Source organism: Roseomonas sp. WA12, from assembly GCF_054165765.1.
Window position 1 is genome coordinate 3294614 of the sequence record NZ_CM135108.1, and the last position, 19997, is coordinate 3314610.

General features: G+C 67.3%; 21 protein-coding genes and 1 tRNA gene. 9 read left to right on the forward strand and 13 right to left on the reverse strand.

The window, feature by feature from the left end; translation table 11 throughout:
- Window positions 1-38 precede the first annotated feature (38 nt).
- From recR to ACVBD7_RS15805, 5 genes are all read left to right on the forward strand, one after another.
- The gene (recR, locus tag ACVBD7_RS15785; protein ID WP_458094186.1) at window positions 39-665 is read left to right on the forward strand and encodes a recombination mediator RecR; all 627 of its coding nucleotides are present in this window, start codon (window positions 39-41) and stop codon (window positions 663-665) included.
- 105 nt (window positions 666-770) lie between these two features.
- Window positions 771-2396, forward strand: a complete 1626-nt coding sequence (locus tag ACVBD7_RS15790) for an FkbM family methyltransferase (RefSeq protein ID WP_458094187.1) — start codon at window positions 771-773, stop codon at window positions 2394-2396.
- A complete protein-coding gene (locus tag ACVBD7_RS15795; RefSeq protein WP_458094188.1) occupies window positions 2393-3430 on the forward strand; it encodes a glycosyltransferase family 4 protein in 1038 nt (345 codons plus the stop codon). Before ACVBD7_RS15790 ends, ACVBD7_RS15795 begins: the two co-directional genes overlap by 4 nt.
- Entirely contained in the window at window positions 3427-4461 is a 1035-nt protein-coding gene (locus ACVBD7_RS15800; protein WP_458094189.1) for a glycosyltransferase family 4 protein, read from the forward strand. Before ACVBD7_RS15795 ends, ACVBD7_RS15800 begins: the two co-directional genes overlap by 4 nt.
- Complete coding sequence (locus ACVBD7_RS15805) at window positions 4458-5789, forward strand: glycosyltransferase (RefSeq protein ID WP_458094190.1); 1332 nt, start codon at window positions 4458-4460, stop codon at window positions 5787-5789. The genes ACVBD7_RS15800 and ACVBD7_RS15805 overlap by 4 nt, the downstream gene beginning before the upstream one ends.
- Window positions 5790-5796: 7 nt before the next feature.
- Here ACVBD7_RS15805 and ACVBD7_RS15810 read toward each other — a convergent pair whose 3' ends face one another.
- The 6 genes from ACVBD7_RS15810 to ACVBD7_RS15835 all read right to left on the reverse strand — a co-directional run bounded on the left by ACVBD7_RS15810 (window position 5797) and on the right by ACVBD7_RS15835 (window position 9909).
- The gene (locus tag ACVBD7_RS15810; protein WP_458094191.1) at window positions 5797-7035 is read right to left on the reverse strand and encodes a NupC/NupG family nucleoside CNT transporter; all 1239 of its coding nucleotides are present in this window, start codon (window positions 7033-7035) and stop codon (window positions 5797-5799) included.
- Entirely contained in the window at window positions 7032-7412 is a 381-nt protein-coding gene (locus tag ACVBD7_RS15815; RefSeq protein WP_458094192.1) for a gamma-butyrobetaine hydroxylase-like domain-containing protein, read from the reverse strand. Before ACVBD7_RS15815 ends, ACVBD7_RS15810 begins: the two co-directional genes overlap by 4 nt.
- An 11-nt stretch (window positions 7413-7423) precedes the next feature.
- Window positions 7424-7624 carry a Trm112 family protein gene (locus ACVBD7_RS15820; protein WP_458094193.1) on the reverse strand — a complete coding sequence of 67 codons (201 nt, stop codon included), beginning with the start codon at window positions 7622-7624 and terminating at the stop codon, window positions 7424-7426.
- Window positions 7625-7651: 27 nt separating this feature from the next.
- Window positions 7652-8320, reverse strand: coding sequence for an LON peptidase substrate-binding domain-containing protein (locus tag ACVBD7_RS15825; RefSeq protein ID WP_458094194.1), 669 nt, complete (start codon window positions 8318-8320; stop codon window positions 7652-7654).
- A gap of 83 nt (window positions 8321-8403) precedes the next feature.
- Entirely contained in the window at window positions 8404-9330 is a 927-nt protein-coding gene (locus ACVBD7_RS15830) for a tetratricopeptide repeat protein (RefSeq protein ID WP_458094195.1), read from the reverse strand.
- A 69-nt stretch (window positions 9331-9399) separates the two neighbouring features.
- Window positions 9400-9909, reverse strand: a complete 510-nt coding sequence (locus tag ACVBD7_RS15835) for a prolyl-tRNA synthetase associated domain-containing protein (protein ID WP_458094196.1) — start codon at window positions 9907-9909, stop codon at window positions 9400-9402.
- A 75-nt stretch (window positions 9910-9984) separates the two neighbouring features.
- On the opposite strand from ACVBD7_RS15835, the gene ACVBD7_RS15840 reads away from it, so the two are divergent.
- Window positions 9985-10059, forward strand: a tRNA-Gly gene (locus ACVBD7_RS15840).
- A 599-nt stretch (window positions 10060-10658) separates the two neighbouring features.
- Window positions 10659-10898, forward strand: a complete 240-nt coding sequence (locus tag ACVBD7_RS15845; RefSeq protein WP_458094197.1) for a hypothetical protein — start codon at window positions 10659-10661, stop codon at window positions 10896-10898.
- A 58-nt stretch (window positions 10899-10956) separates the two neighbouring features.
- Here ACVBD7_RS15845 and ACVBD7_RS15850 read toward each other — a convergent pair whose 3' ends face one another.
- The 6 genes from ACVBD7_RS15850 to ACVBD7_RS15875 form a co-directional block, all read right to left on the reverse strand.
- Window positions 10957-11412, reverse strand: a complete 456-nt coding sequence (locus tag ACVBD7_RS15850; protein ID WP_458094198.1) for a helix-turn-helix domain-containing protein — start codon at window positions 11410-11412, stop codon at window positions 10957-10959.
- 174 nt (window positions 11413-11586) lie between these two features.
- Window positions 11587-12126: an NYN domain-containing protein gene (locus tag ACVBD7_RS15855; RefSeq protein WP_458094199.1), complete on the reverse strand. Its 540-nt coding sequence runs from the start codon at window positions 12124-12126 to the stop codon at window positions 11587-11589.
- 527 nt (window positions 12127-12653) lie between these two features.
- Window positions 12654-13913, reverse strand: a complete 1260-nt coding sequence (locus tag ACVBD7_RS15860; RefSeq protein ID WP_458094200.1) for an AAA family ATPase — start codon at window positions 13911-13913, stop codon at window positions 12654-12656.
- A 341-nt stretch (window positions 13914-14254) separates the two neighbouring features.
- Window positions 14255-14656, reverse strand: coding sequence for a hypothetical protein (locus ACVBD7_RS15865; RefSeq protein WP_458094201.1), 402 nt, complete (start codon window positions 14654-14656; stop codon window positions 14255-14257).
- Complete coding sequence (locus ACVBD7_RS15870) at window positions 14653-16008, reverse strand: recombinase family protein (protein ID WP_458094202.1); 1356 nt, start codon at window positions 16006-16008, stop codon at window positions 14653-14655. The genes ACVBD7_RS15865 and ACVBD7_RS15870 overlap by 4 nt, the downstream gene beginning before the upstream one ends.
- Window positions 16005-16553, reverse strand: a complete 549-nt coding sequence (locus ACVBD7_RS15875) for a DUF2924 domain-containing protein (RefSeq protein WP_458094203.1) — start codon at window positions 16551-16553, stop codon at window positions 16005-16007. The genes ACVBD7_RS15870 and ACVBD7_RS15875 overlap by 4 nt, the downstream gene beginning before the upstream one ends.
- A 553-nt stretch (window positions 16554-17106) precedes the next feature.
- Here ACVBD7_RS15875 and ACVBD7_RS15880 point away from each other — a divergent pair.
- Window positions 17107-18096: a hypothetical protein gene (locus ACVBD7_RS15880; RefSeq protein ID WP_458094204.1), complete on the forward strand. Its 990-nt coding sequence runs from the start codon at window positions 17107-17109 to the stop codon at window positions 18094-18096.
- A 1-nt stretch (window position 18097) separates the two neighbouring features.
- The gene (locus ACVBD7_RS15885) at window positions 18098-19039 is read left to right on the forward strand and encodes a hypothetical protein (RefSeq protein ID WP_458094205.1); all 942 of its coding nucleotides are present in this window, start codon (window positions 18098-18100) and stop codon (window positions 19037-19039) included.
- Here the strand turns inward: ACVBD7_RS15885 and ACVBD7_RS15890 are convergent.
- On the reverse strand, window positions 19036-19935 hold the full coding sequence (locus tag ACVBD7_RS15890; RefSeq protein WP_458094206.1) for a polysaccharide deacetylase family protein: 900 nt from the start codon (window positions 19933-19935) through the stop codon (window positions 19036-19038). The genes ACVBD7_RS15885 and ACVBD7_RS15890 overlap by 4 nt on opposite strands.
- Window positions 19936-19997 lie beyond the last annotated feature (62 nt).

Below are 19997 nucleotides of genomic sequence, written 5' to 3' on the forward strand. Positions count from 1 at the left end.
CCGATGCGGCCGGGGGGCGTCGTCACCATATGAAACGGATGCCGTTCGACCCCACCGGACCCTCCTCCCCGCCGCCAAATGATCCGGTGGAGCAGCTGGTTCTGCTGCTGTCCCGCCTGCCTGGGCTCGGGCGCCGCTCGGCGCGCCGGGCCGTGCTGAAGATGCTGCAGGACCCGGAGCGGCTGATGCGGCCGCTCTCCCGCGCGCTGGATGCGGCAGCCGAGGCGGTGCGCCCCTGCCGCGAGTGCGGCAATCTCGACAGCCGCGATCCCTGTGGCATCTGCCGCGACCCCCGGCGTGAGCGCGGGCTGGTCTGCGTGGTGGAAGGGGTGTCCGATCTCTGGGCGCTGGAGCGGGCGGGGGCGCATCGCGGGCTGTATCACGTGCTCGGCGGCACTCTCTCGGCACTGGGCGGCGTGGGTCCGGAGGATCTCTCCATCCAGCCGCTGGTCGAGCGCATCGCGGGCGGCGGGGTGGAGGAGGTGATCCTCGCCCTGCCCGCCACGGTCGAGGGCGCGACCACCGGCCATTACCTGGCGGACCGGTTGCGGCCGCTCTCCGTGCCCGTCACGCGGCTGGCGCAGGGCGTGCCCATGGGCGGGGCGCTGGACGTGCTGGACGACGGCACCCTGGCGGCCGCCCTGCGGGCGCGTCGCCCGGCCTGAGGCGCCGCGCCGGCGCGCAGCTTGCGGCGGGCGGGCTGATCGCCCAGAAGGCAGGTGGGTCGTGTCGCGTGGTGCGGACCGGCCAGGCAGCTTCCGGGGGCGCCCGTGTCACCATCCGACGATCCCCGGCCGCTGCATCGCCGCGCCGGGCGAAGCATGTTGCAGGGGCTGCGGCCGCTTGCGCTGCCCATCCTCAACCGGCTGCAGAGTCGTATGCGCGGCGCGATCGAGGAAGTGGCTTCGGCACGGGACTTTCCGGAACGGCTGGAGCGGATCGAGGCGCATCTGCGCGAGGAGCGGGCTGCGCGCGAAGCGGCCACGCAGGACGTGGCGGAACGGCTGGAGCGGGTCGAGGCGCATATGCGCGCGGAGAGCCGCCTGCGCGACGGGCGGTCGGAGGGACTGGCAGGGACAGTCCTGGTGCATCTGGAGCGGCTGCGGATCGCGGTTGACGCGCTGCGGCTGGACGGGGCCGATGCGACCCAGGGGTTGGAGGCCGGGTTGAGGCGGCTGGGTGAGGAGTCGCGCGCGGCCGCAGATGAGCTGGCCGGGCTGCTTGGGGCGCGCTCGGATGCGCTGTCCGAACGGACGGATCTGCTGACGCGGCTGGTCGGGGAGCGCGTGGACGCGCTGGCGGGACAGGTGGGCGAGCGCACCGACGTACTCGCGCGGCTGCTCGGCGAACGCGCCGATGCGCTGGCCGGACAGACAGGCGAGCGCACGGACATGCTCGCGCGGCTGCTCGGGGAGCGCGTGGATGCGCTGGCGGGACAGGTGGGCGAGCGCACCGACGTGCTTGCGCGATTGCTTGGAGAACGCGCCGATACACTGGCCGGCCAGACGGGCGAGCGCACGGATATGCTCGCGCGGCTGGTGGGCGACCACGCAGATGCACTGACGGGGCTGGTAGGAAGCCGCACGGAGGCGCTGCTTCGCCGCCTGGCCATTCCCTTGGGCGACGAGGTCCTCGTACGGATGCCCGAGGGCTATCTCCTGGTGCCGTCCGAGGATGTCGCGCTGATCGCCGCCATGCTGGAGAGCGGCGGGCGGCTGGAGCCCGGGACGGTGGCGGTGATTCAGGCCCTGCTGCGCGAGGGCGACGTGGTGCTGGATGTGGGCGCCAATCTGGGGCTGACGGTGCTGCCCGCGGCGCGCCAGGTCGGGTCCACGGGGCGGGTGATCGCGGTGGAGCCGGCCTCGCGGATCGCGGGGCTGCTCCGGCGGAGTCTGGCGCTCAACGGCCTGGACGGGCGGGTGGAGCTGCACTCCTGCGCGGCCGGGGCCGAGGCGGGCGAGGCCGTGCTGAATATGGGTCCGATTTCCGGACACTCCTCCCTGCTGGGCCTGCCCGGTGCCGAGCGGACGGAAACCGTGGCGGTGCGGCCGCTGGATATGCTGGTCGCCCCCGGCACGCGGCTGCGGCTCGCGAAGATCGATGTCGAGGGCTACGAGCCCGAGGCCTGGCGCGGAATGCAGCGGATCGTGGCTGACAATCCCGGGCTGTCCCTGCTCGTGGAGTTCGGGCCCGAGCATCTGCGGCGCGCGGGGATCACGCCCGAGGAATGGATGGCACCCTTCACTGGGGCGGGCTTCCGCGTGTTCGAGGTGGGCGAGGAGGATGGCGTGCTGCGGCCGGTTCGTCCGTTGGAGGCGCTGAGCGAGGTGCATTCGGTGAATCTGTTGATGCTGCGGGAACCGCCGGAGCTGTATCCGGGCCTGCGCTTCGCATGAGGATCGGGCTGATCTCCTCCGCGGTGCCGCTGGTGGGGGGCGGATATCGTTTTATCGTCGACTGGCTGCGCGAGCAGCTGGTGGCGCGCGGGCATCAGGTGGAGGTGCTATACCTTCCCTTCCTGGACGCGCCGGAGGAGGTGCTGCCGCAGATGGCGGCCTTCCGCATGATCCGGCTGGACGACAGTTTCGACCGGGTGATCACCTTCCGCCCGCCGGCCCATGCGGTGACGCATCGCTGCAAGGTGGTGTGGTTCATCCACCACCTCCGCGTCTTCTACGACCTGTGGGACACGGAGCACCGGCCGGTGGCGGACGACGCGGCCGGGCGGGCGCTGCGGTCGGCAATCATGGCGGCGGATACGCAGGCCCTCGGCGAAGCACATCGGGTCTTCACCAATTCCCGCGTGGTGGGCGACCGGCTCAGGCGGTTCAACGGCATCGGGAGCGAGGTGCTGTATCCGCCCGTGCTGCGGCCGGAGCGCTTCCGCTCGGGGGCGCACGGGGATGAGATTGTGTCGGTGTGCCGGATGGAGCCGCACAAGCGGCAGCACCTGATGGTCGAGGCGATGGGGCATGTGCGCAGCCCCGTGCGGCTGCGGCTCTGCGGTGCCAGCATGAATCCGGACTATGTCGAGCGGCTGCGGCAGACGGCGCGGCGGCTGGGCGTGGCGGACCGCGTGACGATCGAGGAGCGCTGGATCACCGAGGAGGAGAAGGCCGGGCTGCTGGAGCACGCACTCGCCTCGGCCTATCTGCCCTTCGACGAGGACAGCTACGGATATCCCACGCTCGAAGCCGCGCATGCGGGACGGGCGACGGTGACGACGACCGACGCCGGCGGCGTGGCGGAGTTCGTGACGGATGGCGAGACGGGCCTGATGGTGCCGCCGGATCCCCTCGCGATCGCGCAGGCCTTCGACCGGCTGCATACTGACCGTGCGTTGGCAGCCCGGCTGGGGCGCGCGGCCGGCGAGCATGTCCGTGAGCTGGGCATCGACTGGGACGTGGTGGTGGAAAGGCTGCTCGCATGAAGGTTCTCGTGCTGAGCACGCTCGTGCCCTTCGTGCATGGCGGCGCGGAGGAGCTGTACGACCATCTCGTGCTCAACCTGCGACGCCAGGGGATGGAGGCGGAGGGGATGCGCATCCCCTTCTCCTGGAACCCCGCGGAGAAGCTGATCGAGGAGATGCTGATCGCCCGGCGGCTGCGGGTAAGCCAGGTGGATCGCGTGATCGCGCTGAAGTTCCCGGCTTACATGATCCCGGCGGAGGACAAGGTGCTGTGGCTGCTGCACCAGTACCGCCAGGCCTACGACCTGCTGGATGCCGGGCAGAGCAACATCCCCGACGACGCGCGCGGCCGCGAGGTGCTGGCCGCGATCCGTGCGGGCGACGCGCTGGCCTTCACGGAGGCGCGGCGGATCTACACCAACGCTCCCATCACGGGGCGGCGGCTGAAGCACTACAACGGCTTCGACAGCGAGGTGCTGCGCCCGCCGCTGAACGACCCGGAGCTGTTCCCGGGCGGAGAATCCGAAGGCTACATCCTGGCCACCGGGCGGGTGAATGACGCCAAGCGGCAGACCCTGCTGGTGCGCGCGCTGCGGCGGGTGCCCGGACTGCGTCTGGTCGTGGCGGGCCCGCCGGACAGCGCGGCGGATGCCCAGGCGCTGCGACGGCTGGCGGCCGAGGAAGGGGTGGAGGACCGCGTGGTGCTGGACCTGCGCTTCGTGCCGCGCGCGGACCTCGCGCGGATGGTGAACGGGGCGCTCGGCGTGGCCTACCTGCCCTTCGACGAGGATAGCCTGGGCTACTGCACCATGGAGGCTTTCCGCGCCGCCAAGCCCGTGATCACGACAACGGATTCCGGCGGCGTGCTGGACATCGTGCGCGACGGCGAGAACGGGCAGGTCGTTACCCCCGATCCGGAGGCGCTGGCCGGGGCCATGGCGCAGCTGCAGGCCGATGCGGCACGAGCGCGGCTCATGGGCCTGGCCGGGCGGGAGGCGATGGACGCGCAGCGGCTGGACTGGCCGACAACGGTGGAAAGGCTGGTGTCGTGACGGGACTTCGCATCGGCTGGTCGACGCCCTGGAACGAGCGCTCGGCGATCGCGGATTTCGCGGGCGAGGTAGGGCAGGTGCTGCTCGCGCGCGGGCATGAGGTGACGATCCTGCGCAGCGAGGCGGGTGAAGCGGCGGCTATGCCGCCCCGGCCCGGCCCGTTTCCGGTCTTCCACCTGGACGAGCTGGACGACGACGCTCTGCGCCGCCGCTTCGACGTGGTCGTGGCGCATCTGGGTAACCATCAGCCCTATCACGGCGCGCAGGTTGCGCGGCTGGACGGAGTGGGGATGGTCGGGGTGTTCCACGACCTCTTCCTCGCCCATCTCGCGGCCGGCTGGTTCGAGCATGCCGGCAATCCGATGGGCGTGCTGCAGGCAGCGCGGGACCTGTACGGACCGGAGGGAATGCCGGACGGGGAGCCCTTCTGGACCGACCTGGCGGAGATGGTCCGGCGCCGGCCGATGCTGGAATGGCTATCGCGCCGCTGCGTGGCGGCGGTGGCCCATGCCGGGCACTACGAGGCGCGGCTGCGGGATTCCTGCCCCGGGCCGGTCACGACCATCCCGCTGGCCTTCGTCGCGCCGGGCCTGCCCGCTCCGCCGCCTCCGGGCGGGCGGCTGACGGTGGCGGCCATCGGCCATGCCAACCCGAACAAGCGCATCGACCAGATCATCATGGCCATCGGTTCCTCCGCCCGGCTGCGCGGGCGGTGCCGGCTGCGGGTGATCGGCGAGGCGACAGCAGACGAGCGGGCGCGGCTGGAGGGGCTGGCAGCGGTGCTGGGGATCGAGCCGCCGGCCTTTACGGGCTGGGTGGACGACGACGCGCTGCGCTGGCAGCTGCGGGACGTGGATGTCATCGCCTGCCTGCGGAACCCGGTGCTGGAGGGCGCCTCGGCCTCCGTCATCACCGCCATGGCCTCGGCCCGGCCAACGCTGGTGACGGATCATGGCTGCTATGCCGAGATCCCGAAGGACGCGGTGATGGCCTGCCGCCCGGAGGCGGAGGCGCTGGACGCGATGCGACATCTTGAGGGCATGCTGGCGCGCCCGGAGGACGGGGCCGCGCTGGCCGCGCGCGGCAAGGCGCTGGCGCTGACCCGCCACGCGCCGGCCGCCTATGCGGAGGCGCTGCTGCCGTTGCTGGAGACGGTGGTGGCGGACCGGCCCCGGCGCGAGGCGCGGCGGCACCTGTTCTCGACGCTGAGAAGCCTTGGCCTTGGGCCGGCGGACCCGGCAGCCCGGCGCGCGGAGGCGGTGGTCGCGGGGATGGGGCAGGATGTGGCCTCGCTCGCCGAGGCCAGGCGGATCGCCGGGCTGGCCTGAAGTCCTTTCAGGGCGACAGCAGGCCCACCGTTGCCCCGGTCATGCAGCAGGCGATGGTGGCGGCCAGCAGCGCGGGCAGGCCAAGGCGGACGATCTCGGCCCGCCGCTCCGGGCAGAGGGCGCCCATGCCGGAGACCATGATCCCGACGCTGGCGAAGTTCGCGAAGCCGCAGAGCGCCCATGAGAGGATGAGGCGCGTGCGTGGGGCGAGCAACGCGCCGCCCTCGCCGGCCATGTCGAGATAGGCGACGAACTCGTTCACCACGCCGCGGATGCCCAGCAGCCGCGCGGCGGCGGTGGCGTCCTCGGGCGCGATGCCCATGGCGAAGGCGAACGGCCAGAGGAGGATGCCAGCGATCGCTTCCAACGTGGTGCCCGTCAGCGGCTGCAGGATCATGTTGGCGAGGGCGACAAGGGCCACGAAGACGATCAGCCCGGCCATGATGTTCAGCAGCAGGGAAAGACCGTCGGCGGTGCCCGTGGTGAGCGCGTCCATGGCGCTGTCGTAGAGGCGTGGGGCCTGGATGTCGGCAGCCTCCGGGGCGGTGCCGCCGGGGATCATCAGCCGCGCAGCGAGGATAGCGGCCGGGGCGCTGACGAGGCTGGCGGCGAGGAGCTGCCCCGCCGCATCGGGCACGGCGCCCGCCAGCATGGCGGCGTACACCACCAGCATGTTGCCGGAGATGGTTGCCAGCCCCGCCGTCATCACCACCAGCAGCTCGGAGCGCGAGAGGGAGGCGAGCCAGGGGCGGATGAACAGCGTGGCCTCCACCATGCCGGTGAAGACGTTGGCCGCCACCGAGACGCCGCAGGCGCCGGAGATACCGAAGGCCGCGCGCAGGGCGCGGGACATCAGGCGCACCAGGGTCGGCAGCACGCGCCAGTGATAGAGCAGCGCGGAGAGGGCGCCGACCAGCAGCACGATCGGCAGCGCCTGGAAGAACAGGACGAAGGAGGCGCCGGGCCGCGCCTCGGCGAAGGGGAGCGGGGCGCCGCCGAGATAGCCGAAGACGAGGCTGGTGCCGGCCTGGGTCGCACGGGCCAGGGCGTTCACGGCATCGCCCACCAGAGAGAAGGCGGCACGCAGCGGCGGGAAGTGCAGCAGCGCGGCGCCGAGGGCGAGTTGCAGAGACAGGCCCGCGGCCACGGCCCGCCAGGGCACAGGGCGACGGAAACCGCCCACCGCCCAGGCGAGGGCCGCGAGCGCGAGCAGGCCGAGGGCGGACTGCGCCTGGAGGGGGATCACTCCCTCCCCTTCGCGGCCCGCCCGCGCAGGTCGCGCGAGAGGCCCTGGGCTGCGAGCTCCGCCTCGTATTCCGGCCAGCGCGTCACGTATTCGCGGCCGAGCCGGTGCAGCACCTCCCAGCTGTAGAGGCCGGTGTCGTGCCGATCATCGAACACCAGGCGGATGGCATAGTGGCCGACCGGCTCCACCGCGACGATCCCGACCTCCCGCTTGCCGTGCACCAGCGTCTTCTGGCCTGGGCCGTGGCCCTGCACCTCGGCGGAGGGACTCTCCACCCGCAGGTATTCAGCGGGCAGGCTGAAGGCGCTGCCGTCGTCGAAGGCGATGTCAAGGCGGCGCTCGGCGCGGTTCAGGCGGATCTCGGTCGGGGTCGGCAAGCGTGCAGCGCCTAGCCGGCCAGGCGGCGGGCCTCGTCGGGCAGCATGATGGGGATGCCGTCGCGGATCGGGTAGGCCAAGCCGGCACCCTCACTCACCAGCTCGCTGGCGGCGCGATCATACCGGAGCGGGCCCTTGGTGACGGGGCAGACAAGGATCTCCAGCAGGCGGGGATCCACGGCGGGGGCGGTCTCGCCCAGGGTCTCGGTCATGGATGGGTCGTCCTCAGCTCGGGCATATCAGCTCGGGCGCATGTCTTGGCCCGGCCCGGGCAGGCTGTCCATCTGCAACATGGCGGTCAGCATCGCGCCGCGCGCGACGTGATCCTCCGCCTCCAGCAGGGCCTGCTTCTCGGCCGGCTCGAAGGGGCAGAGCATGGCCAGGGTGGTGATCAGGGCCTGGTCGTCCAGACGGTCGATGGCCTCCCAGTTCGCCTCGATTCCCTTGGCGCGGAAATAGGTGCGGAGCGCATCGAGGAGGGTCGGGCGGTCGAGGCTCGGGAGCTGGCCGGGTGCCGCGCGGTTCAGGTCCGCAGCGAAGGGCGCGTAGTCCGGCCGGATTCGGCGGTAGCCGTCTCGGCCCGGTAACTCCTCGGCCACCCGGAAGCGGATCGTGCCGATCAGGGTGATGAGGAAGCGGCCATCCTCGGCCTCGGCGAAGGAGGAAAGGCGCCCAAGGCAGCCGATGCGGTAAAGGCCGGGGCCCGAGGAGCTCTCCGGCGCCGCTGGATCCGGCTGGATCATGCCGAAGCTGCGCCCCTGGCCGAGGCTGGCCTCCACCAGGGCAAGGTATCGCGGCTCAAAGACGTTCAGCGGCAGGCGACCGCCGGGGAGGAGGAGTGCGCCCGTGAGCGGGAAAATCCCGATCTCGGACGGCAGGGCTGCGATGCCCGCGGGATGGAAAGGCATGGCCGGTCGGTTCCCGTTCACCGCTTGAGAAGGGGGGAGGACGCGCGCCACTCCCCTGGGGAACCTCAGGTGGCCACGAATTTCTAACTGAACAGCATCGAGGACAACTTGCGGCGTCCCGCCTTGGTCGCCGGGTCCTCGAAACCCCAGGCCTCGAAAAACTTCAGGAGCTGCTTGCGGGCGGCCTGGTCGTTCCACTCGCGGTCCCGACGGAAGGCTTCCAGCAGGGCGTCCACGGCTGCAGCGCGGTCGTCGGCAGCGTTGAGGGCGACCGCGAGGTCGATGCGGGCGGCATGGTCGTTCGGGTCGGCCGCGAGGCGGGCCTCGTACTCCGCCAGCTTGCCACGAGCCTCGCGTCCGGCGCGGGCCAGCTCAAGCGCGCTGCGGACGGCGTTAATCTCGGCGTGCTCCTGCAGCTTGGGAGGCAGGCTCTCAAGCACCTGGGAGGCCTGGTCCTCCTCACCCAGCTCGATGAGAGAGCGAAGGATGCCGGCCATGGCGGCGGCGTTCTCGGGCTCCTGCTGGGCCAGCGCGCCGTAGAGCTCCAGCGCGCCCTGGTGGTCACCCTCCTCGGCGGCCTGCTTCGCTTCGGCCATCAGATCGGCGGAAGGCATCTGGCCACCGGCCATCTTCAGCAGAGTTTCGGTGAACTTCTTCACCTCGCTCTCGGGAAGGGCGCCCTGGAAAATGTCGGCGATCTGGCCCTGCCAGAAAGCAGCGACGGTGGGCACGGACTGCAACGGCAGCCCAAGCTGGGCGAGCTGCTGGACGAGGGCGCGATTCTTGTCGATGTCGATCTTCACCAGCCGCACACGGCCGCCGGCGGCGCGCACGACCTTCTCCAGCGTCGGCGTGAGCTGCTTACAGGGGCCACACCAGGTTGCCCAGAAATCGACGAGGACCGGCACCTCGCGAGACGCCGCGACGACGTCCTGCATGAAGGTCTTCTGGTCGCCGTCCTTGATGATGTCGTCGGCGGGGGGCGGGGTCTGGTCGAGGAGGGTGCTCATCGGGGGCCTTCCGGGCGGGCGGGCGATTCGGGTGGTCTCGTTATGCTCATAGATGCGTCGCGCGGGCTCTCAAGCAAGCGGGGCGGTTAGGTCGATTGCCTCGGGGAGATGGCCGAGGGATCCGAGGAAGCGCCGGAGGTCTGAGGGGGCCAGGGCCGTGGTGGCCTCGTTCGTCAGCGGGTGGATGTTCACCGGGCCGGGGCCTTCGAGCAGACGGTGGTCCATGACCAGGCGGATGCTGCCCGGGGGCGCGTTGACCAGGGCAAGCGGGGTGACGGAGCCGGGGCGGACGCCGAGTTGGGCGTACAGCTCTTCTGCATCGGCCATGGAGAGGCGGCCGGTGCCGAGGCGGCGGGCCAAGGCATTGATGGACAGCGGGGTGTTCTCCTCCGCCACGATCAGCAGATACGGGTGGGGCGGCTTTGCGCGGAGGAAGAGGTTTTTCACGTGCAGGCCCGGGAGGTCGCCGCGCAGGGCCTGGCTCTCTGCCACCGTGTGCAAGGGCGGATGATAGTGGGTGAGCGCCTGAAATCCTTGCGCTTCCAGCATGGTCAGGAGAGATTTGAGGGATTCCGGCATCGAGGTGTGATCGGGTGTCGTAAGGGGGGTTGCAAGCCCCGGCGGGCCATGACATACGGCCGCCACGCACGGAGCGCGGGCGTAGCTCAGGGGTAGAGCACGACCTTGCCAAGGTCGGGGTCGAGGGTTCGAATCCCTTCGCCCGCTCCAATCTTCTCCAAGAGAACGTTTCTCTGGGGTCGTTTGGATCGCGCTTTTCCGTGTGTTTTCCCTGCATTTCCGGCGTGCACCTTGATACCTCGAAGGTGCAATGAGCGGCGTTTTCTCTCTCCGGAGAGGCATCCGTCTCCGAAGCTCGGGACTTGGGCGATTTAGTCTACAAGGTTTAACGCCTTGTAATTACTCGATCTTCTTTGGCCGATGTCGCCCGGAGTTGGTGTTCCCTCTCCTGGGGCGGTCGCGTCTGATCGCCAACTTTGGGCCGCTCTGCTCGAGCTTCACACGTCACCAGTCGCCAGCGTTGCGCAGGCCTGCGTCGTCCGCCTCGCCGCTTCGTTCATCCTGCCACCGCATCACGAGGCACTGCCATGGCTAAGCTCCCTCCCCTTCCCCCTGCCGGTCGTGCGCCCCAGGGCGGCAAAGGTGCCGCCGGCAGCGCGGCGAACCCCAAGGACGCCCGCTCCGATGGCGGGGCCGGCAAGGGCAACCAGAGCGGTGTCAGCAAGGCCACCCAGAGCGGGCGCAGCCAGGGAGATCGCTGAGCGGCATCGCCCCAGCGCTCTCTACCTTCATCACTAGGGATCCCACCCATGGTTAAGCGTCGCAAGCAGGAAGAGATCTCCGGAGTGCTCGAGTTCGCGGGCCTCACCGCCGAGGATCCAGTGTTCAAGCGCTGGGTGGCCGAGCACCGGGCCCAGAACGGCGGGAACCTCCGCATGAGCAAGGGCGCGACTGGTGTCCGGGTGATGTTCAGCAAGGAGGCCGACATGACCTTCTGGAAGGCCCGCTCGGAGACGGAAGCCAAGGAGCGGAAGGCGCAGGCGGCCTGAGCCTGGAGGCGGCTCGTCCCCAATGGGCGAGGCAGGAAACCAGAGAGGGTTCTCTGCCTCACTCGGCTGGAGCAAGGCTCCTCATCAGATCGAGGACGCGCTTTCGGACGGCAGGCTCGCTGATCTGCTGGTACGCTCGCACGAGGTCCAGCGTCTCACGCTTGTGCAGCAGATCCTCATCGATGCCGTTCAGCGCTTCGTTATGAGCGGCGGTCCGGACGCTGTTAACAACCGACCCGCCTTTCACGCTCGACGACATGTCGTCGAAGAAGAAGCCGATTGGCACGTCCAGGATGCGGGCCAGATCGAACAGGCGACTTGCCCCGATACGGTTGATACCGCGCTCGTACTTCTGCACCTGTTGAAAGGTGAGGCTGAGCGCGGATCCCAGCTTTTCCTGGCTCATGCCGAGCAGCGTCCGCCTGAGCCGAACGCGGGAACCCACATGCACGTCGATTGCGCTTGGGTTCCGCTCTTGCCCTGCAGATACCGGCGCTGTGACCACGTCCAACATGCTTCAGACTTCCAGTCGGTTGGTCCAAGACAGGGGCCCTGGGGAAGATGAGTTTAACTAACGCCCGTCTACACTAAGTCACCGAAGAGAAAAAATGAGACAAACTTCAACAAGTAGTGAACTCGCCGCGTGCACAACCTTGCCGGGAGGCAGACTAAATCAGCCGAAGCTTCCTCAAATAAGACGGAGTTCTAAAAGGTAGCTGTCCAACCTCAGGAAGGCCGTCGCGGCCTCTCGTAGTTCCCGGCTGGCATGGGACCAGTAAAGCACCGTGACCTGGAAGCCGTCCGCCACGAGTTGCCGCACGGTGGGCTCGTAGTCCCCGTCGCCGGCCACGAGCGTGATCCGATCCCGCCGTGGGTCGCCGAAGCGGTAGGCGTCCCGGCACATGCGAGTGACCACGCTGGTGTCGACCCGCTTCTCCTTGCCTGAAAAGCCCCGTTCGACCGTGACCACCTCGAAGCCGGCCTTGGCGGCGTGCCGCCATAGGCCCTCATTTGTGTCTGTGACGCTGCCGAACACCGCCGCCCTGGTCGGCCCCTCAGCGCGGACCAGCAGGTCCATGAGGCGGTAGAGATCGAGGCGGTACTCGAAGTCGATCACACCCCGCTGCTTGGCGTCGTGCAGGCTGTGAGCCATGCCGCGGGCGACGGCACTGACCTTCTGGCCTTCGATGAACAGGTTGCTGCAGTCGACGTAGGCGAGGTGGGTCATGTCTTCTGGGCTGGCGTTGGCGATCAGGCGCGAGCGGTTGGAGCGGGCTTAGGAACGAGCGCTAACGCCTGCCGTGGAGTGATAGGCAACGCGTCCACTCAGGCAAGATCGGTGCGCCATGGAACGTCTCATACCTGCAGCTGAAACGCTCACCGGCCTACTCACGGCCCGCAGGCACACAGGTGCCCCGCCGGTGTGGCATCGGGCGCTTACCGCACAGTGGATATAGTACGTACTACATATTCACCATTGCAGGAGAAGATTTAAAGATACGGATTATAGAGCTTGAAACCGCGGGACAGCTCGGCGCAAGGTTGTTTAACGGCAGCCTTCAACTGTCAGCCATAAGTCCATGCCGACCGGCAAACCGACATTACAGCGCACACGCCGAGGTGCCGAAGCAGTATCGCGAGTTTGTCGAGCAGTATTTGTTCTACTGCAAACTTTGCGAGGGGAGATTCGAATCCTTCGGAGGAATTCGTTGATGGGCATCTCCCCACCTTCTGCACTGGCCGTAACAGTGTAAGCTAGCGGCTAGCTTTCGGTGCAAGCGGATGGTCGACCGTCAGCATGACGCCTGCCTCTTCGGCCATAAGCCTTACGAAGCCACGCAGCATACTTTCACGAAATTTATACCAGCCTTGCCTAGTTCCCTCGAGAACTTGGCCATGGCTGGGCGACTTCAGCGCATTTAGGCGTTGATTAAACCTCGCCCGGTCCATTGCTGCCCCGAGATGCGCACTTTCAACCAATTCAATATATGTCTCAAAAATATCCTTGCTGCGCCTTTCGAGATCTTGGTGATCGGCCGCAGCCCAAAGTACCTGGGCATAGTCGCGCTCATACTTCTTCACAGCCTTTTCGTAGAGGCTCTTGAGGTAAGGTTGCGCATCTTCTACTGCACCAGCTACTGCCAACTTGTAATGCGCCACGGTCGACTGTCCGATGATCAACGGGTCGTCCAATATAGACCAAAGCAGCTTTTCACATATCAAATGAATGTAATGCGGAAAACCATCACTGATCAATGCTATCCGGTAGCGAGTGTTGTGTTCAATTTCGATTCCGAAAGCCGCCTGCACTCCGTCCATAATTTCCAAACGCGCGCTGTAGCTCAGGCGTGACAGCTCCACCGAAGAAAGGTACCGCGGTGCTGATGGATGGTTATCGAGGAGCCCCGCGACGGACTCACCAATGCCACAGAAGATCGCCTTCAATGGAACTTGCTGGTCTGATAATGCCTTGATGAGGTCTCCAAACAGCTTTCGATCATCGGCAGTGTCGACTAGCTCGAACTCGTCAAAAACGACGACATGATCCGCTCGTCCGATGCGGCAAACTTGCTTCAGGCCCTCTACAACCTCGTTTAGGGTCTTGAGTTCCGGCGCGCGACCCTCTTCTTTAGTTGTGCCACGCTTAAGTCCCAGAACCCCCGCTAGCGAGAAGTCGACAGCTTTAGCGTCTTTCGTAAGAAATAGACCTTTCTCTGCCAACCTATTGATCAAGTCGCGCATGATTGCAAAAAAAGCGCCTCGGCAGTTTAGAATTAGAGGCTCATGGTACGATCTATCATGCTCGAGTGCGGCCGTCAGAGCCAAAGAGGTTTTTCCAACGCCACGATCACCGTATATAAATACCTGGCGGCCGGGCTGAACAAAGGCACGTCTGACCTGCTCTAAATTCTTTTCTCGGCCGCGAAGATAGTCGGCGTTTCGAATAGGGGTTGAAGGTGATAGGCTCCGCTGGAGAGCACGTTCAAACGTCTCCCTTGTGTGACCCTGGAGCATCCACCCCCCGATTCGGCGTGCTTCCACCCTAGAGATCTAGGGGTCGGGCGCAAGGCACATGTTCCGCCTTAGTTCTCCCTTGAGATCACCAGCCTTACCGGGGTCCCCTTCCAGCAACCCGAAAAAGCCACGCCGAGATCGTGAGGACCTGTGCTGGAGACGTACACCGCTCCGTCCAGCATGCGGGCGAGCCTGTAGTCACCTGGGACCACTGGCGCTCGGGATCCAGAAGCGCACTGCTGCTCCTGGCAAAGCCGTTTCAACAGTAGGATCTCGCGAACTTCTTGGCGCTGGGCTCCGCCACCAAGGGGAGATCGGCCGGCTACGGAACGTAGAGTGTGTCAGTCGAGAAGCCGCCGCCGCTGCACCAGCCAGTCGGTCGGCAACGGATCAAGCAAGCTGGGAAGGCTGAGCGATGCGACTTCCCCGTCTAGGATCCTGCCGACAAGCTCCGGTGCGAGAAGGGTCAGCTGCAACAGCCGCCCCATGTATCCACGGTCGAGCTTCTCAGCTTCAGCCATCTCTGTGATTGACGCGTACTGCCCCTCGTCGAGCATGCGCTGGTATCGAAACGCACGGGCCAGTGCCTTCACGAGCGCCGGGTCACCATGCGTCTGGGTGGCTGGACTGCGGACCGCGGACTCCCCAATGCCCTCCGGTGTCACCACCGTCTTCCGCCCTGGCCGACGCCGGATCCGCAGTGGGACCTGGACCGTGAGGCTGGCGGGGTGGACCTCACTCATTCCGCCGCCTCCAGCACGGGCCGGCTCGCCCCCAGGTCCCTGACCAGCCCCGCTAGTCCCTCAACCCGCATCCGGATGTCAGCCCCCGTGCTGGACACCGTGACCCGCTCGACCAGCAGCCCGACGATCCTTGCCTGCTCGGCCGGGAACAGCTCGTCCCACAGCGGCTCGAGCTGGTGCAGGGCGTCCCGCGTCTCGCCCTCGGTCAGGCCGGGGTCGCTGGCCCGCGCCGCCGCCCAGGTGCCCACAATGATCTCCGGCTGGCGCAGGAGTGCTCGCACTTGCCCGACCACCGCTCCCTCGATTTCCGCGGCAGAGATGCGCCGCACGAGGGTGGGGTCGGTGTCCTCCGCACCCTTCAGCGCCGCCTGGCTGACGTAGTACCGGTATAGCCGTCCACGCTTGCGGGTGTGGGTCGGTGAGAGTGCCCGTCCATCGGTGCCGAACAGCAGCCCCTTCAGCAGCGCCGGCGTCTGGTTCCGGTTGGCGTTGCCGCGGAGCTTTGGATGCTCTGCCAACACGGCATGCACCCGGTCCCAGTGGGCGCGAGGGATGATGGGGAGATGCTCACCAGGATAGACCTTCCCCTTGTGCGGGGCCTCGCCAACGTAGGTGCGGTTGGCCAGCAGCTTGTAGACATCGCCCTTATCCAGCAGCCGGCCCATCTTGCTGGTCCTGCCTTCCTGCTGAAGCACCCTGGCCGTCTCGGTGCCGGATCGCGTGCTGAGGAACAGCTCGAACACGCGACGGACCGTCTCGGCCTCGGTGTCATTGATGATCAGCTTTCGCTCCCGCACGTCATACCCGAGCGGGACCTTGCCCCCCATCCACATGCCGCGCGCCCGGGAGGCCGCAAACTTGTCCCGGATCCGCTCGCCGATCACCTCGCGCTCGAACTGGGCAAAGCTGAGCAGGATGTTCAGCGTCAGCCGGCCCATGGAGGTCGTGGTGTTAAAGCTCTGGGTGACGCTGACGAAGGTGACGTTGTGGGCGTCGAAGGTCTCGACCAGCCGGGAGAAGTCCATCAGTGAGCGGGAGAGGCGGTCGATCTTGTAGACCACCACCACATCCACCCGGTCCTGCTCGATGTCCCGCAGAAGCCGCTGCAGCGCCGGTCGCTCCAGGGTGCCGCCCGAGAAGCCTCCGTCATCGTAGTGGTCCCGCACCAGCGTCCAGCCCTCGGCGCGCTGAGAGGCGACGTAGGCCTCACAGCTGTCGCGCTGGGCATCGAGCGTGTTGAACTCGCGGTCGAGCCCCTCGTCGGTGCTCTTGCGCGTGTAGACGGCGCAGCGGAGCCGGCGTGATGGCGAGAAAGGCGTCGCTGCCTCAACACGACCCTGACGGCGGCTCATGCTCCCCTCCCCTGGTTCTTCAGGCCGAAGAACACCCACCCGTTCCACCGCGTGCCGGTGATGTGGCGTGCCACCGCGGAGAGGGACTGGTAGGGACGCCCCTCGAACTCGAAGCCGTCCCGCAGCACGGTGACGGTGTGCTCGACGCCTTGCCACTCCCGGATCAGCCGCGTGCCGGCGAGCGGTCGGCTGTCCGCCCGGATCCGGCGCAGGACCACGTTGCCGCCGTCCAGCTGCTCCCCGAGCGCGACCAAGCGATCGACCGTTTCCTTCTTCAGACTTCCATAGGCGAGCTCCTGGATGCGGTAGGCCAGCCGGCTCTGAAGGTAGGCGCGGTTGAACGGGGGCGGCTCCTTACCGAACAGCACCCGCCACTGCTCCTTCAGCTGCGCCGTGGGCGTGCCCTGGAGGGCTGCCAGGCGCCCCAGGACATCGGCGGGGGGAATGACGGGGAAGGTCGGTACAGGGCGCGGGGGAGGTAGCGGTTGGGCTGCCAGGCCTTGGCCGATGCCCCTACCCCGCCACTCGGGGGAACTCTGGCTCATGCGTGTCTCCGCGTTTGGGGAGCCGCACCACCGCTCTGTTCGGGAAGGAAGTGTAGCGAACTCTCTCCCCTGCTCCGGGCATGTTGGGTGTCGCGGGCGAGATCCTCGGCACTGTGGGCGCGGAGCCGCAGGAGGCCGGTCGCGAGCAGGGTGCAGACCTCGCGGAGGTAGGGTGGGAGGTGGGGGTTCAGGGTCGGGGCTGGGGCCTGAGAGCTCATTTGTGGATGGGATGATCGCCCTCCCAATGAGGTGAGAACAGCGAAAACAATCCTCTAGCGTAGGACCAAGAAGAACAAAGTAGAAACGGGTAGGCCGATCTGCCTAGATCAGCTGGGCCCTCCCCCAGCCCGATTCGCCCGCACCGGAGCCCCTCACCGTGCCAACTGTCGCCCAGTTCCTCCGCAGCACCCCACCAGACGCTCTCCGGAGCTATTTCGCCTCCCTCGAAGCACCCCTTCCTCCCGAACTCCCCTGGGAGGGTCCAAGGCACGCGGTTGTCGCGCCCCTCCTCGAGGCGGTTGGTGCCCTGGACGACCTCTCTCGGGGCAAGGTCATGAGTGACGCCGATCGGGTCGGCTCTATGGCGGATGAGGCCGGAGAGGCGGCGCTGTATTCTGTCGCCACAGCGAAGTCGCTGCTCGACAGCCTCGAGAACGGCCACGCTCGCGCTCTCTGGATGTACCAGCATGACCAGACGGGGTTCATGCACGCCGAGGAGGTCCGCTACGCCGACGAAAAGCGCTACGGCCGGCTCTGGGAGGGGTTCGTGCTGCAACCTGATTGCAGCGTGGCTCGAGACGGCACATCAATTTTCGAGTTCGAGAAGGCCATCGCCGAGCGGTTCGACAGCCGTCACGTGCATGTAGAGATCTGTGACCGGGCTCGCCCCGTGCTTGGGAGCAAGGACACGCCCCTGGTTCAGGTCGCGATCTATCGGGAGGGTCGCGCCGGCGACATCCGCGAATTCATCGACGGCAAGCTCGACCGCAGGGCATGGCGTCCCGTGATCGAGGCCGCCCTGACCTATGAGCCCGAAACTGGCACTGTCGAGGTGGTTGCGCCTGTTGCAGAGACCCGCGAGGGGCTGGTGCGTATGTTCGCCAGCCACCTGCTCGGCAGCCTTTTCCTCGGTGACCGGCTACGCGTGCGACAGTACAGCCTGGAGCCCCTGCGCGCGCCCTTCCTGTTCCCCACAGACCTGGAGGATGGGATCGAGGGGGTCAGGGTCAGCCAGCTGCGCCTGATGCCGTACGACAGTCAGGCCGAGCGCATCACGCTGGAGTGCCGGCGGAACTCGGAGCGCAACATTTGGGACGTGGCTGTGGAGCGCCTGCGCGATCAGGGCCAGCGCATTGAGAACTACCTGATCGTCCAGGCGCAGTTCACCATCAGCTTTCGCGGTACACCAGGCCAGCGTGGGAAGCGCACGCTCCCGGTGCGGATCTCCATGCCGAAGGGCTGCGACCTCAAGGACCGGACGGAGCGCGAGCGCCTGATCGGCGAGAAGTATCTCCGTCGCTGGGGGCTGCTGCGGGATCTCTGAGGTGGCTAAGGCAAAGGTGCCGTCATCATTGACGCCGGAGGCTGTCGCGCTGCTCCTCACGCTGCTGGAGCAGCGCGAGCCCCTTCTCTCCGGAGCCGCGGCGGCGATGTGTGAGCAAGAAACCGCCCTGATCGCCGAGGCAGGGCTGCTGGTGCCCCACGACCACGAGGATGCCGCTGCGCGCCCGGGCGATGATGACGACGTCCCCGTCTCGCTGTTCTGGTCGGACACGCTGGGCGGGCTTGCGGCATTCAGCCCGACGGTCGGTCCCGTCCTCGTCCCGGCAGAGCAGCTCGTGCGGCGGCGGGTCGACGTCTCGGCCGTGCTCATGGGTATGGCGGCGACCCTTGATCTGCCCACGGGCTGGCAGCCGCATCAACGTGTTGAAGGCCTCGTCTGGGAGCTGGGGGACGTGCGTCTCGGCAGCCGCCCCCAGCGACACTCGCTCTGGTTCGTACGGCGCCTAGGGGATCGAGCAGTCCAACAGCAGGTCCAAGCTGCGATCGCTGCCCGGCCTCACCCCCGCCTGCGTGTGTTGCTGACCAGCAGCCGTGGGGAGCGCCTGGACGGCTTCGCCCTACCTGGCACTTCTGTGGCCCCACTTCGGGATGTGCTCGCAACACAGGATGCCCTCTGCGTCTCCAGTGAGGTTCTCAGTGCACGGATCTCGGGGGTAGTACCGCTCGATCTAAGCGAGCCGATCCACCTGTCCGAAGATGGAAGCACACTCATCATACTTGGCGGTGAGCCAATCTACTTCCGCTCGACCGAACAAATTGCAGTGGTTCGAAAACTTGTGGCAGCGCGAAAGTTGCGCCGACGTTTTCGAGCAACAGAGCTCACAGAGCACGGCACCCTTCGACGGCTTTTCGGAGCGGAGAAGTGGCAGCAGCTCAAGCCCTTCCTGACCTCGGTGAGCGGTCGGTGGGGCTTTGACGTCTAGCTGGCAGGCCAGAAGGCCTGCAGCGCCCGGTAGCCGATCGGCGTCACCCCTGCCGCCCGGCACCAGCTCTCGACCGCGCCCTCCGCGAACAGTGCGTACTCGCGCGTCCGCCAGCCAGCATGGACCGGCGCGATAGCCCCGATGTCACCGGGCCTTGTACAGTGCAGAGCAACGTGGGTGACACCCTGCGGCAAGGTCTCGATCAGCTGCTGGTAGCCTGCGCGCGTCGCGTCGGCCTCGACGGGTAGGGTTCCGCGGAGCCCATCCGGCAGCAGCAGGCCACTGGCCTCGATGGCCGTGACCGCCTTCTCATAGGCCTGCTGGTCCGGCGCAAAGCTGATCCGTCGCGGCAGCACGGGCACGAGGCCGTGCTCGCGCGCCAGCGATAGGTGGCAGGGCAGCAGCTCCGGCAGCATCGCCGCCGCCATGTGGGCGTCGATGTGCGTGGGCCGCAGGCCGGCAGCGAGGGCCTGCTCGATCTGGGCTCGAAGTTCGGCCTCCGCTGCCTCGACCACGAGATGCCGGCGGAGCTGTGTGACGTCACGCCAGAGGTATCCATCGGGGTCCACCAGACCGGAGGCGCGGCTCCGGGTTGAGATCGGTCCCCAGCGATAGTGCTCCCACTCGCTGGTCAGCGTGAGGTGGACGCCAAGATCGAGGGACGGATTCGCGGCACCCGCCTCCGCGATCTCCCGGAACCACGGGCACGGCACCATGACCGAGCCGCAGGTCACGAGCCCTGCGGCCGCGAGTTCCAGAAAGGCCTGGTTGCTGCCGTAGCACATCCCGAGATCGTCCACGTGCAGGATCACGGCGCGGTCGAGCCCGAGCTGCCGGGCCAGCGGTGACGCGGCCGGCTCTGGGCTGTTCAGCGGGTCCGACAACGGCTTAACCATGAATTTCTCCCGGTTCTTCTCCCATCTCTTACATCGATTTTCTCCCGTCCACTCCGCGACCT

Bases quoted from the DNA above. Each gene is read 5' to 3' on its own strand.
- ACVBD7_RS15850 (WP_458094198.1), bottom strand. From the start codon at position 11,412: ATGTTGGACGTGGTCACAGCGCCGGTATCTGCAGGGCAAGAGCGGAAC.
- ACVBD7_RS15890 (WP_458094206.1), bottom strand. From the start codon at position 19,935: ATGGTTAAGCCGTTGTCGGACCCGCTGAACAGCCCAGAGCCGGCCGCG.
- ACVBD7_RS15855 (WP_458094199.1), bottom strand. From the start codon at position 12,126: ATGACCCACCTCGCCTACGTCGACTGCAGCAACCTGTTCATCGAAGGC.
- ACVBD7_RS15875 (WP_458094203.1), bottom strand. From the start codon at position 16,553: ATGAGCCAGAGTTCCCCCGAGTGGCGGGGTAGGGGCATCGGCCAAGGC.
- ACVBD7_RS15870 (WP_458094202.1), bottom strand. From the start codon at position 16,008: ATGAGCCGCCGTCAGGGTCGTGTTGAGGCAGCGACGCCTTTCTCGCCA.
- ACVBD7_RS15865 (WP_458094201.1), bottom strand. From the start codon at position 14,656: ATGAGTGAGGTCCACCCCGCCAGCCTCACGGTCCAGGTCCCACTGCGG.
- ACVBD7_RS15835 (WP_458094196.1), bottom strand. From the start codon at position 9,909: ATGCCGGAATCCCTCAAATCTCTCCTGACCATGCTGGAAGCGCAAGGA.
- ACVBD7_RS15825 (WP_458094194.1), bottom strand. From the start codon at position 8,320: ATGCCTTTCCATCCCGCGGGCATCGCAGCCCTGCCGTCCGAGATCGGG.
- ACVBD7_RS15845 (WP_458094197.1), top strand. From the start codon at position 10,659: ATGGTTAAGCGTCGCAAGCAGGAAGAGATCTCCGGAGTGCTCGAGTTC.
- ACVBD7_RS15880 (WP_458094204.1), top strand. From the start codon at position 17,107: ATGAGTGACGCCGATCGGGTCGGCTCTATGGCGGATGAGGCCGGAGAG.
- recR (WP_458094186.1), top strand. From the start codon at position 39: ATGCCGTTCGACCCCACCGGACCCTCCTCCCCGCCGCCAAATGATCCG.
- ACVBD7_RS15820 (WP_458094193.1), bottom strand. From the start codon at position 7,624: ATGACCGAGACCCTGGGCGAGACCGCCCCCGCCGTGGATCCCCGCCTG.
- ACVBD7_RS15795 (WP_458094188.1), top strand. From the start codon at position 2,393: ATGAGGATCGGGCTGATCTCCTCCGCGGTGCCGCTGGTGGGGGGCGGA.
- ACVBD7_RS15860 (WP_458094200.1), bottom strand. From the start codon at position 13,913: ATGCTCCAGGGTCACACAAGGGAGACGTTTGAACGTGCTCTCCAGCGG.
- ACVBD7_RS15830 (WP_458094195.1), bottom strand. From the start codon at position 9,330: ATGAGCACCCTCCTCGACCAGACCCCGCCCCCCGCCGACGACATCATC.
- ACVBD7_RS15800 (WP_458094189.1), top strand. From the start codon at position 3,427: ATGAAGGTTCTCGTGCTGAGCACGCTCGTGCCCTTCGTGCATGGCGGC.